General features: G+C 44.6%; 12 protein-coding genes. 11 read left to right on the top strand and 1 reads right to left on the bottom strand.

What is annotated here, in order from left to right; translation table 11 throughout:
• The first annotated feature begins 51 nt into the window (after nucleotides 1-51).
• The 11 genes from cobI (at nucleotide 52) to AB6C75_RS15690 (ending at nucleotide 11,015) form a co-directional block, all read left to right on the top strand.
• A complete protein-coding gene (cobI, locus tag AB6C75_RS15740; protein ID WP_372108135.1) occupies nucleotides 52-882 on the top strand; it encodes a precorrin-2 C(20)-methyltransferase in 831 nt (276 codons plus the stop codon).
• Nucleotides 882-2,486 (top strand): cobalamin biosynthesis protein, encoded by a 1,605-nt coding sequence (locus AB6C75_RS15735; RefSeq protein WP_372108134.1) that lies wholly within the window; start codon nucleotides 882-884, stop codon nucleotides 2,484-2,486. Before cobI ends, AB6C75_RS15735 begins: the two co-directional genes overlap by 1 nt.
• A gap of 126 nt (nucleotides 2,487-2,612) precedes the next feature.
• Nucleotides 2,613-3,455 carry a sirohydrochlorin cobaltochelatase gene (locus AB6C75_RS15730; RefSeq protein ID WP_009847686.1) on the top strand — a complete coding sequence of 281 codons (843 nt, stop codon included), beginning with the start codon at nucleotides 2,613-2,615 and terminating at the stop codon, nucleotides 3,453-3,455.
• Nucleotides 3,456-3,457: 2 nt separating this feature from the next.
• Complete coding sequence (gene cobJ, locus AB6C75_RS15725; protein WP_009847687.1) at nucleotides 3,458-4,297, top strand: precorrin-3B C(17)-methyltransferase; 840 nt, start codon at nucleotides 3,458-3,460, stop codon at nucleotides 4,295-4,297.
• A gap of 1 nt (nucleotide 4,298) precedes the next feature.
• Entirely contained in the window at nucleotides 4,299-5,111 is an 813-nt protein-coding gene (gene cobM / locus AB6C75_RS15720; RefSeq protein ID WP_009847688.1) for a precorrin-4 C(11)-methyltransferase, read from the top strand.
• Between the two features lie 79 nt (nucleotides 5,112-5,190).
• The gene (gene cbiB / locus AB6C75_RS15715; RefSeq protein ID WP_372108133.1) at nucleotides 5,191-6,153 is read left to right on the top strand and encodes an adenosylcobinamide-phosphate synthase CbiB; all 963 of its coding nucleotides are present in this window, start codon (nucleotides 5,191-5,193) and stop codon (nucleotides 6,151-6,153) included.
• 38 nt (nucleotides 6,154-6,191) lie between these two features.
• Nucleotides 6,192-7,262 carry a threonine-phosphate decarboxylase gene (locus AB6C75_RS15710; protein ID WP_372108132.1) on the top strand — a complete coding sequence of 357 codons (1,071 nt, stop codon included), beginning with the start codon at nucleotides 6,192-6,194 and terminating at the stop codon, nucleotides 7,260-7,262.
• A gap of 2 nt (nucleotides 7,263-7,264) precedes the next feature.
• Complete coding sequence (locus AB6C75_RS15705) at nucleotides 7,265-8,569, top strand: cobyrinate a,c-diamide synthase (RefSeq protein WP_372108131.1); 1,305 nt, start codon at nucleotides 7,265-7,267, stop codon at nucleotides 8,567-8,569.
• Nucleotides 8,570-8,809: 240 nt separating this feature from the next.
• On the top strand, nucleotides 8,810-9,607 hold the full coding sequence (locus AB6C75_RS15700; protein WP_372108130.1) for a DUF2189 domain-containing protein: 798 nt from the start codon (nucleotides 8,810-8,812) through the stop codon (nucleotides 9,605-9,607).
• A 78-nt stretch (nucleotides 9,608-9,685) separates the two neighbouring features.
• Complete coding sequence (locus tag AB6C75_RS15695) at nucleotides 9,686-10,186, top strand: SprT family zinc-dependent metalloprotease (RefSeq protein ID WP_372108129.1); 501 nt, start codon at nucleotides 9,686-9,688, stop codon at nucleotides 10,184-10,186.
• A gap of 97 nt (nucleotides 10,187-10,283) precedes the next feature.
• The gene (locus tag AB6C75_RS15690; protein ID WP_372108128.1) at nucleotides 10,284-11,015 is read left to right on the top strand and encodes an endonuclease; all 732 of its coding nucleotides are present in this window, start codon (nucleotides 10,284-10,286) and stop codon (nucleotides 11,013-11,015) included.
• A gap of 159 nt (nucleotides 11,016-11,174) precedes the next feature.
• On the opposite strand, the gene AB6C75_RS15685 is transcribed toward AB6C75_RS15690, so the two are convergent.
• A complete protein-coding gene (locus AB6C75_RS15685; protein WP_372108127.1) occupies nucleotides 11,175-11,879 on the bottom strand; it encodes a hypothetical protein in 705 nt (234 codons plus the stop codon).
• Nucleotides 11,880-12,039: the final 160 nt, after the last annotated feature.

The following is a 12,039-nucleotide window of genomic DNA, read 5'->3' as shown; positions in this document are numbered from 1 at the left end:
ATTAAGCGCCACTCAACATATTAAATAAAAACATAATTAGAGAAAGCACAGATGAAATTAGGAACTATGTACGCGATTGGTGTCGGCACTGGAGACCCAGAATTATTAACACTTAAAGCTCACCGACTACTCAGCACCGTCGACATTGTCGCGTTTCCAGAAAAGGACGCGGGCAGTAACCACTCTTTTGCTCAACAAATTGCCGCGGGTTCTGTTAGCCCTGAAAGCATGAAAGGCGAATACCTATTTTTGCATTTCCCAATGACGCGTGACCCAAGCATCAACGTTCCTGCATGGCGTAAAGCCGCCGTCACAATTGTTGAACTATTAAAGCAAGGTAAAGACGTGGCATTTGCAACCGAAGGTGATCCATCGGTTTACAGCACATGGGCATACATCCAAGAAGAACTTACAGAGCTACTTCCTGAACTTGATCCGGTGATCATTCCGGGTATCACTTCAGTTACCGCTATTCCATCACAAACAAAAATTCCACTTGCTGACGGTCAGGAGCGTTTTTGTGTTGTACCTGCGACATGGGGTATCGAGTGTTTAGAAAAGCTAGTCGAAGATTTTGACACCATCATGTTAATCAAAGCAGGTCGCGTTATCCCTAAGCTGATCACTCAACTTGAGTCGATGAGTATGTTGGATTGTGCAACCTACGTGTCGCATGCCACCACAGAGAAACAAGAGCTTTACTCTGACCTACGTGATGTACCGAATGAAAACCGCTACTTCTCTATGGTTCAGCTTTCTGTTCGCGCACGTCGTGGTGTACTACGTGGTACTAATGAATCAAAGAAATGTGCCGTTCTTGATGGTGGTAAAGCTGATAGTGGTAAAGATGACATCAATAAAACTAATAACGGTAAAGCGTAATGAAAATAGCTATTTATGCCATCACGCTACACGGAGCAAGGCAAGCCAAACGCTTAGCTAAAACGTTTCCGTTTGCTGATGTCTTTATTGCACCAGTTGGACGAGAAGAATACCCAGAAGCCGATGAGTTAACCCTGCCGCTTTCTGGTTTTCTTCCTCCTCAATTTAAGCAATATGATCACCATATCTGCTTTTTTGCTGCGGGCATTGTCAGCCGAATGATCGGCCCTTTGCTAGAAGACAAACGCACCGACCCCGGCGTGATCTGCATTGACGATCACGGCCAATTCGTGATCCCTATGTTATCTGGACATCGCGGTGGCGCAAATGGGATCGCGTTACAAGTCTCACAAGCACTCAACGCGACTCCTGTAATCACCACCGCTTCTGACGCTGCCGGCAGTTTGTCGGTGGATATGCTCGGATCGCCATTTGGTTGGACACTTGATCCACAATGCGAACCCGCGATCACCGCCACCAGCGCAGCAGTTGTAAATGAAAAACGCATTCTAATCGTGCAGCACGCTGGCGAACAGAACTGGTGGCAGAACAAACGTTCCATGCCAAGACACATCATTACCCACCCAGCACTAAGCGATACAGACCTTTCTCAAATCAGTACTGATGATTGGGATGGTTTAGTTCTGATTTCAGATGAAGCACAACCAAAAGGTTACGCCGACTTTAAAAATAAAACCGTACTGTGGCGACCAAAATCGCTTGTGCTTGGAATAGGCTGTGACCGCAATACTCCTTTGCATGTATTGAAAGCAGGTATCAATGTTTTCCTGACTGAATATAACCTAGCAAAAGCCAGTGTTTCAGCTTTCGCCAGTATCGCTTTAAAAGCGGATGAAAAAGGTATTTTAGAACTCTCGTCTGAAAGCCAAATTCCTTTCCACACTTATTCAGCCGAGCAACTCGACGGCGTTGAAGGGATTGAAAACCCATCAGAATACGTAAAAAAAATTACGGGGGTATCATCGGTTTCTGAAGCGGCCGCGCTAAAGCACGCTAAGCGAGATCAACTATTGGTACCTAAGTGGAAGTTCAAACAAGACGGTTTCAACATGACTTTGTCTTGTACTCGCATCGAATACGATGAACCCCTCGCCAAGAAAAAGTGGAAAAACTGGCTAGATGAAAACGTCAAAATCAACCTTCACGGTAATGAAGTGGTAGATGGTTTTCAGTGTAAGCCTAAGCATGTCGATTTAAACCGCCCGATGCTCTACCACCGCCATCACGTATTGCTATGTGAAGGTGGCCGCTGCGCGAAAGAAGGCAGTAAAAACCTTGCACACGATCTTAGACAGGTACTTAAAGCGCTCAATTTTTCCGACGGTGAACAGCGCATCAAGATAAGCCGTACACACTGTGCGGGCACCTGCAGAAACCGCGCCGCAATGGTGATTTACGAACGTTTACTAGAACATGAAACACCTGTTAACAACGGGCTTTGGGTTCGAGGTATCGAAGAATTTACCGAGCAAGACTGGAAAGATTTGTTCACAAATTTAGTCGAACGGAAATCATTAAAAGCTTATTTAGATCCTAAGTTTATCGCACCAATTGAAAATGCAGACGGCACCACTGAGCTTTAGGAACATAGTAGGCCAAATACTTTGCAAGCTATGAACATGATATTTCAAAGCTCACTTTAACCTCATTACCAACATGAGATAACCCGTTTATCTTGTGATATAGATTTGATAAGGACAGCGACAATTATGAAACGACTTCGTCATTATAACCAAGGCACAGCCATTGTACTGAGCTGCTTTGGTAGCGTTGTAGAACAACAACGTTATGAAACTCTCGCAGAGCGCGTACGTCAAAGTTACCCAGATGTGCCAGTGCGTATCGCCACCAGCTCAAAGATGGTGATCAAGAAGTTGGCTCGTAAAGACACGCCATGTTTCAGCCTACCTCAGGTACTCGCCGATCTAGACACTCAAGGTTACGAACGCATTTTGATTGTTTCAGTGTACCTATTCCCTACCGATGAACATCGCTACATGACATCAATAGTTGATGGCTTCAAGCAGTTCTCATTTGCACGTATCGAACAAACACCAGCGATAATGCATCACAGTCAATTGACGACCAACTTGCTTTCAGCCCTCCATGATCGTTTTGCTCCACAAGATCATTTCAACGTGTTCGTTCACCACGGTGCGCCTATGCTAGATAACCCAGGTCACCAATCGATCCATTACTGTGACGACCTTTTAGGTAAATTATCTCAACGTAACTTCACTTGCTCGCTCGAAGGCGCATGGCCATTTAAGTTAGTGAAAGATGAAATGGTTCGCCGCATTAAAGAGCAACATACAGGCCAAGGCCGACCGCTTCTTAATCTAGTTCCACTACTGCTTGTATCGGGTAACCACTTCATCAACGATCTTAAAGAAATTAAAGAGATGCTGGCAGAAGACGCTGACGTTCAAGTGGCAGAGCCAATCCAAGGTGACAAGTTCTGCATGCTCGATATGCCAGAACTGTTACAGATTATCGATAAGCAAATTAAAGAAGGCTTAATTCGTTTAGGTGCACCAGAGGAAGAGAAATAATCATGGCAAAACTAACACTTGTAGGCTTAGGGCCTGGCGCTATTGATCTAGTAACCCCCGCAGCGCAACAAGCCGTAAAGAATGCAGATGTCGTTGCAGGCTACAAACCGTATGTAGAATCAATCAGCACACTAATCGACACTCAAGAAGTCATTCAAAGTGGTATGACTCGCGAATGGGACCGCGCTCAAGCCGCAGTAGAAGAAGCAGCAAAAGGTCGAGAAGTCGTATTGGTATGTTCTGGGGATTCTGGCATGTACGCGATGGCACCTTTAGTGCTTGAATTATTGGAGCAAAACGCAGAATTAAACGCACAAGTTGAACTGGATATTATTCCGGGCATCACCGCGGCTAACGCCTGTGCTTCTTTAGTTGGTGCACCTCTTGGCCACGATAGTTGTACCATTTCTCTGTCTGACTTATTAACGCCTTGGGAAGTGATTACCAAGCGGATTGAAGCCGCGGCAATGGCTGATTTTGCGATTACCTTCTACAACCCTCGCTCTAAAAAGCGAACTCAGCACATTGAAACTGCACGTGAAATCCTTTTGGAACATCGTGACCCAAATACTCCCGTTGCTATCGTGAATGCTGCGTATCGTGATGAGCAAAAAGTCACACTGACAACACTGGCTGAATTCACCAAAGTGGAATTTGGTATGAACGCCGCGGTCGTGATAGGCAACAGCAACAGCTACCGATTTGGTGATTGGATCGTAACACCGCGTGGCTACACCAATAAATATCAACTAAAAGACGGCAAGGTACTAGAAGGTCAAAAACGTGGCCATTCATTAAAAGTTGAACCTAAAACAGAATCAGTGACGGAAGAGGCAAACTAGTATGACGGTATTTTTTATCGGCGCAGGGCCGGGTGACCCTGATTTAATCACAGTGAAAGGCGCACGCTTAGTTGAAGAGTGTCCTGTGATTGTTTACGCAGGCAGTTTAGTGCCAAAAGCCGTTATCGATCGCGCTCATCCAGACGCTTTGGTTTATAACTCTGCTGACATGGATCTTGATGATCTGACCAATGTGTACCTAACCGCACACGAAAAAGGTCAAAACGTTGCACGCGTTCAAACTGGCGATCTTTCGATTTACTCGTCGCTTGCAGAACAAACACGTCGCTTGAACGAACTTGGCATTGATTGGAAAGTGGTTCCGGGCGTGTCCTCTTTCCAAGCGAGTGCCGCTGCTCTTGGCCAAGAACTGACGCTACCTGAAAAGTGCCAGACCATTATTCTTAGCCGAGCATCAGGTCGAACGCCTGTTCCTGAAAAAGAGAATCTACGAGCCCTTGCCTCTCACGAAGCAACACTGTGTTTATTTCTTAGTGCAACATTGATTCGTAAAGTGGTTCGTGAATTATCGGATGTTTACCCGCAAGATTGGCCAGTGGCTGTCGTTGAAAAAGCCAGCCACCCTGAACAGCGAATATTTCGTGCTACATTGGGTACGATCGCCCAAGTTATGCATGATGAAGGGATTCGCTCCACCGCGATGATCATCGTCAGTAAAGTGCTAGGCGACAATGATTTTGTTGACTCTAAACTCTACGATCCGACCTTCTCACACGCTTGCCGAAAAGCACGTGTCGTTGAAGAGGGTGTAGCTGAAACTGGAACATTGGAAGACGATAAGAGCGCAGACTAACCTCGCTCATTAGCTGTTGACTGGTTTGTGCGTTTATTCATTTTCAGTATCCAGTCAGCAGCATTATTTGGCAGACATAATGATCTTTTTTGATTTAAATTTTGGTTATTCAAGTTTAGCGATCTCGCTAATGATGATCGCCGCTTTGGTGCTTGATCACTTATTGGGTGAGCCTAAACGATTTCACCCTTTGATCGGTTTTGGCAATGCGGTTCAGAAAATCGAGAAGCTGTTAAACCGAGCCACTAAACTCTCAGGTTTGATCGCGTGGATAACTGCGACTGTTCCATTGTGCTTACTCAGCTTTTGGCTACAACATACGCTACTAAGCATGGGGAACACATTAGGCGTTTGGCTATTTAATATCGTGGTTCTGTATATCGCGATAGGTCAACGTAGCCTGCTTGAGCACGCCCAGTGGATCCACCAGCCACTGAGCCAAGGTGATCTTGATTTAGCGCGAGAGAAAGTCGGTTGGATCGTTAGCCGTAATACTGAAGCCATGGATCAACGCCAGATCACGTCATCGACGATTGAGTCGGTATTAGAGAATGGTAACGATGCGATCTTCGGCACTCTATTTTGGTTTGCACTGCTTGGGGCTCCAGGGGCATTACTGTTCCGATTAGTGAACACACTTGATGCGATGTGGGGCTACAAAAATGAACGCTGGCTAGAATTTGGCTATGTGGCAGCAAAAGTCGATGATGTGATGGGCTGGGCACCTGCGCGCTTAACCGCACTTAGCTACAGCCTTTTAGGCAACACTAAGTTGGCTCTGAAATGCTGGAAAGAACAAGCTAAACATTGCTCGAGTCCAAACGGTGGCCCCGTAATGACATCAGGTGCCGGCGCACTACAAATTATTATAGGTGGCGATACTTATTACCACGGAAAACTTGTGAAAAAGCGTCCGATGGGGAAAGGTAATATTGCGACTTTAGAAGATATTCCACGAGCCATATCTTTGGTTCAAAAAAACAGTGTGCTTTGGGTCATCGTAATGCTATTGCTTTCTCTTTTAACTCTTTGTTTGTTTTGATTTCATGTCTATTTTAACTCTTTACTTTAAGTACGCTAATGACGATTAAACAACACTCAACCTCAAACGAACTTCCGCATCACGGTGGTAAGTTAATCGAGTTTTCATTGCACTATCAAAGGCCAATCGAACAATGGGTCGACCTTTCAACTGGAGTGAGCCCGCACCACTACCCTATACCTGAAATACCTGCATCGGTATGGAATCGGCTACCAGAAGACGATGATGGCTTAATCACAGCAGCGCAAACCTACTATCAAAGTGATGCCTTGTTACCCGTAGCTGGCAGTCAGGCAGCCATTCAATCGCTACCTCATATGATTGCAAAGACACAGCCAACACTGACGCACATCCTATTACCTCATACGGGTTACAAAGAACATCAACATGCGTGGCAGCAGTACGCAAAACAAAGCATACAAGCCGTCATATTCGACTTTTACCGACATAAACCGACAATCGAACAGCTCAAAACGGCAGACGTGGTCGTAGTGATTAATCCCAATAATCCAACTGCACTGAATGTGCCACCAAGTGAAGTGCTGACTTGGCTAGATCATATCCAAGATCATTCAACGCTCGTGATTGATGAAGCGTTTGTAGACTGTACTTCTGAGCTTTCAGTGTTACCAAGTTTCCCAACAGGAGTTCCAGATAACCTGATTGTATTGCGCTCAGTGGGTAAATTTTTTGGACTGGCAGGGATTCGCGCAGGCTTTTGTTTTGCCTCGCCATTGCGTTTAAATATTCTTAAACAACACCTTGGACCTTGGACACTCAGTGGCCCAACTCGCTATGTCACCACACATGCCTTGCTCAATTCTCACTGGCAAAAAGAAAACCGCCAACGCCTACATGAAGAGGCTCAGCGTATGAACCAACTCTTACAACAACATTTTGGTCAAATGGCGGGCTCGGTAAAAATAACATCACAGATACTCTTTCACCGAGTTGAAATCTCAGATTCGGCATCATGGCACCATCAGCTCGCCAAGTTAGGGGTTTTTACTCGTCATTGTGATGAAAACGATGCACTTCGTTTCGGGTTACCCGCCAACGAATCACAATGGCAAGCGCTCACTCGCGCACTCGAACAACTCAAGGAATAATTATGTCTACAGCTTACTGTTCTGCCCTAGTGGTAGGCGCACCTTCTTCTGGAAGCGGAAAAACAACCGTGGTCGCTGCTCTTGCAAGAGCTTTGGTTCAACAAGGAAAGAAAGTTCGAGTATTCAAAACTGGGCCTGATTTTATTGATCCACAATTTCTATCTATTGCATCAGATACGCCCACTTACCAATTGGATTTGTGGATGTGTGGTGAAGCGGAATGCCAACACTTAATTTATCAAGCAGCCCTAGAAGCGGATGTGATTCTAATTGAAGGCGTAATGGGTATGTTTGATGGCAAATGCTCAAGTGCTGATATTGCCGCTAAATTTAACCTTCCGATGTTAGCTGTTGTCGATGCTGGCGCAATGGCACAAACCTTTGGAGCCATTGTAAATGGCTTATCGACATTCCGTGATGACGTGGATGTATTTGGTGTAGTTGCAAACCGCGTAGGTTCTGAACGTCACGCTGAAATGCTAAAAGAAAGCCTAAAACCTGAAACCGAGTTTTGTGGTTGGTTACCAAAAGACATGGATTTGTCGCTGCCAGAACGCCACTTAGGTTTAGTACAAGCACAAGAGTTAGATGACATAGAGGAGCGACTTAATCACGCAGCCAAGCTACTACTAGAACATGGTGATATCCCATTACCAACAGCACAAGCATTTGAAAAACCAAAGCAAGCACTACCAGCCAGACATGAATCATTGACTGGTCATACAATTGCAGTAGCTCGTGATAATAGCTTTGCTTTCTTGTATCAAGCCAACCTTGATTTGTTGATCGAATTGGGGGCAAAACTGTCATTTTTCTCACCGCTTGCACATGATGATTTACCAGTGTGTGACGCTTTGTATTTACCAGGAGGTTATCCTGAATTACATATGGATAAGCTAGCGCTCAATCATGCGTTAAAACAGCAAATCATCACACACATTGAACAAGGAAAACCTTGCCTAGCCGAATGTGGTGGCATGCTATACCTCAACAAAGCATTGACTGATACAGGAAGCCAAACAGAAAACATGGTTGGAGCGTTAAATGCCAAAGCGACTATGCAGAAGAAGCTAGCCGCGCTAGGGATCCTAGAAGCTAATTTCGATGGTCAAATGCTGCGTGGGCATACTTTCCATTATTCAAAAACAGACAGTAAAGAAACCGTACTAACTCAGCCTGAATCTCAATATGGTAGGCCAACCGATCCTGTTTGGATAAAACAAAGCACCATCGCTTCTTATGCACATTGGTACTTCCCGTATAACCCTGATTTGGTAGCGAAAATATTCAAAGGAGCACTTTATTAAGTATGGGTGAAAAAATGCGCCTTGAACGCTTTGACTAAGAACAGCCTGTCAAAAGTTGATATTTGCCGCTTCACGGTCAATAGTTAAAATAATGTTAACGAACAAATCAATATCAGACTTTGTTTCGTGAACTATTTAGCTGATGCGCGCTTACATCAAAGACGTCGCCAAGTCGGGCATCGAGTTTCGTTCGCTGCAATTTAACTGCAGCGCAGGTAGAAAACCGATCAAGGAGGATCTATGCCTCGTACATTGAATACACAAGACTTCGACGATAAACAAAAAGAAATCAAAGACTCAGAATACGCTCGTACAATACCATCTAATCAGGTGAGCATTTCAGCGCCCTTTCATTGGTTGTCGCTTGCTCTGCACGACTTAGTGAGAATGCCATTAATCAGCGCATTTTACGGTTTGTGCTTTATGGGTGCGGCCATCGCCATTGTTCAACTTGTCCAATGGCAAGGAACACATTTAGTCGTTATGCCAAGCTTGATTGTGTACATGCTAATAGGGCCGTTTCTTGCCCTAGGCTTATATGACGCAGCCCGGGAAAGAGAAAAGGGGCACAACGCTAGCCTACTGCACTCGATGAAAGCCATCACACGCAACTCAACCCACCAATGGGCGTTTGCGATTGTATTAATGGTTGCGATGATATTCTGGATGCGTATCGCTGCATTATTGCACGCACTTTACCCTTCAGTACAAGGGGCACCATTGACCGAATTTGCTCCCTTCTTAATTACAGGCTCTGTGATTGGTTTTGTTATCGCTAGCCTGATATTTAGTATCTCAGCATTTTCAATTCCACTAATGATGGAAAGACGTGTAGATGTAATGAGTGCGATTTTTACTAGCTTCAACGCTGTTAAATCAAACATCCCTGCGATGGTCGTTTGGGCGGGTATCATTGGTACTGGTATCTTAGTCGGCTTCGCGACCTACGGTGTGGGTATGATTGTAACGATGCCATTACTTGGTTACGGAACATGGCATGCTTACCACGAAGTCATCAAAAAGAAACATCACGTTTAAATCGTTTCACGATCGATGAGCAATGTTATGATGAGGCCTTAGCTTAAACGCTGAGGCTTTTTTTGGAGTTAACAACGCTTGTCTTACACCCCGCAACAGCATCGAGTAAATAAAAAACTGGGCGAATGCCTAGCTATTGCTAATCAACATTTTTCTCGTGAATTTCCATGCCCAGCCGTCACTTACAAGTTAAGAGGAAAGGCTGCGGGAAAAGCCTACCTCCAGTTAAACGAGATAAAACTCAACCAAGTGCTATTCAGCGAAAATGAAGACGCCTTTATTAACGAAGTCGTGCCTCATGAATTCGCACATCTGATCACATATCAGGTCTTCGGACGAGTTAGGCCTCACGGAAATGAGTGGAAATACGTAATGGAAAAGGTATTCAATGTACCAGCCAGAACCACCCACAGCTTGGAAATCACCTCAGTGCAGGGAAAAACCTTTGAGTACCGCTGTGATTGCACCACTTACCCCTTGTCGATAAGACGACACAACAAAGTCATCCGCAATCAATCAACTTATCGTTGCCAACAATGCCAACAAACCTTAGCTTTTACCGGCCTTCAATTGAGCTAAGTCTTGAGCTCATAAGATAACGCGAATAAATGTAATAGAGTGAACTAACATTTGAGTGCTAGACTGTTGTTTATCATACTTTCATCAGTCTTTTTCTATGCAAAAAACCTCTCCAAAAGTATTTGGCCTATCGGTGTCCTTTTACCTATCAATAGTATTTGGCCTACTGGTAACCCAAAGCGTTTTCGCCGCTCCACCAAGTTCGTTCTCCAAAGCCAAAAAAGAAGCCGTGAAGATTTATCTCGATCACCCGACTTCATTTTATTGTGGTTGTGACATCACTTGGAAAGACAAAAAGAAAGGTATCCCCGACCTCGACGGCTGTGGTTATCAAGTGAGAAAACAGCAAAAGCGCGCTTCCCGTATTGAGTGGGAACACGTGGTTCCAGCTTGGCAATTCGGCCACCAGCGTCAGTGCTGGCAAGATGGCGGACGTAAGAACTGCACTCGTAATGACAAAATATTTAAATCGATGGAAGCCGATCTTCATAATCTAACTCCGGCAATTGGCGAAGTTAACGGTGATCGCTCCAATTACAATTTCAGTCAGTGGAATGGAATGGATGGCGTGAGCTATGGTCAGTGTGAAATGCAGGTCAACTTCAAACAGCGTAAGGTTATGCCGCCAGACAGAGCAAAAGGTTCTATCGCGCGTACTTATCTTTATATGAGCCAAGAGTATGGTTTCAAGCTATCTAAGCAGCAGACTAACCTGATGATGGCGTGGAATAAACAGTTCCCGGTGGATGATTGGGAGTGCACCCGAGACCGACGCATCTACAAAATTCAGGGCAACCATAATCCTTTTGTTGCCAAAGCATGTCGATAATTTCATACCAATCACAGTAAGTAAGTGTTCAAAACAGCGTAATAAAAAGGCTTGATAACAAGACAATAAAAAACGGCTTAAACAATTTTTGTTTAAGCCGTTTGACCATTAATAGATAATTGAACCCATCAAAAAGCTAAATGTCAGCCACTAAATCGATTACCTGTATAGGTTCAGTTGATCGATCGCGACTTGATTGAGAGCATTACCAGTACTGTAAAATTTAAATCTAACTTCAGTCGTATTTACAGGTAAGTCAATCGTATAATAAGCAGAGGCATCAACGCTCGCAGGATCATACCAATCTGGATGACTACTCCGATCGCTTGTCGAACCTATACCAATGAAGCTTGATCTTAATTCACCAAAACCATATCCACTGGCCGTCCCCCCTTTATATAAGGTAATTAATGGAACCCAAGATGTTCCATTATAATATTCACCTCGTAAATACCCTTCAGTTCCCTTTATCCATTGCGCAGCTGAAAAGCGCATCTGTTTGAATGGGCGGTTGTTAGTATCGGTCAACGTAATAGTCGTATCGTTACTTAGCCTTAATATCGACGCATCGTTGTCTCTTGTCTGCCCTGTAACGACAACATTAAAGCCATCAATAACCTTACTCACATTTTTAGGCCATGGAGCATTATCCGAACCAAAACCTGAGCCAGCTACCTCATCCTTGGTAAAAGCTAGCGCTAAAGCTTCGCCAATAACATTAGCGTTAGTGATGCTCCACACATTACCTTCAATCCATTCACTGCCATGTTTACTATCTACCCTCCAATACAAAGCTTTTTTAGTCTCGTCGGGTGAACCAATTTGAAAAGATTTTGCGCTTTGCTCACCTATCACATTGGCCATAGCAGAGGTATATCCCCAGCGAAGTTTATAGGCAGTTGCGTGTTGACTGTCCCACGTTAGCGCTATTGGTTGGGAAAAAGACTGACTTCCACCATTAACCGGATTATTAGGGCGTGTTGATCTTTGCTGTACATTTCGCGTTCAACAATACATCGGTAGC

Source organism: Vibrio sp. 10N.237.312.B06 (assembly GCF_041464685.1).
Classification (GTDB): domain Bacteria; phylum Pseudomonadota; class Gammaproteobacteria; order Enterobacterales; family Vibrionaceae; genus Vibrio; species Vibrio tasmaniensis_A.
The sequence above is the reverse complement of the archived record's forward strand: the minus strand, read 5'-3'. Positions and strand labels throughout refer to the sequence as shown.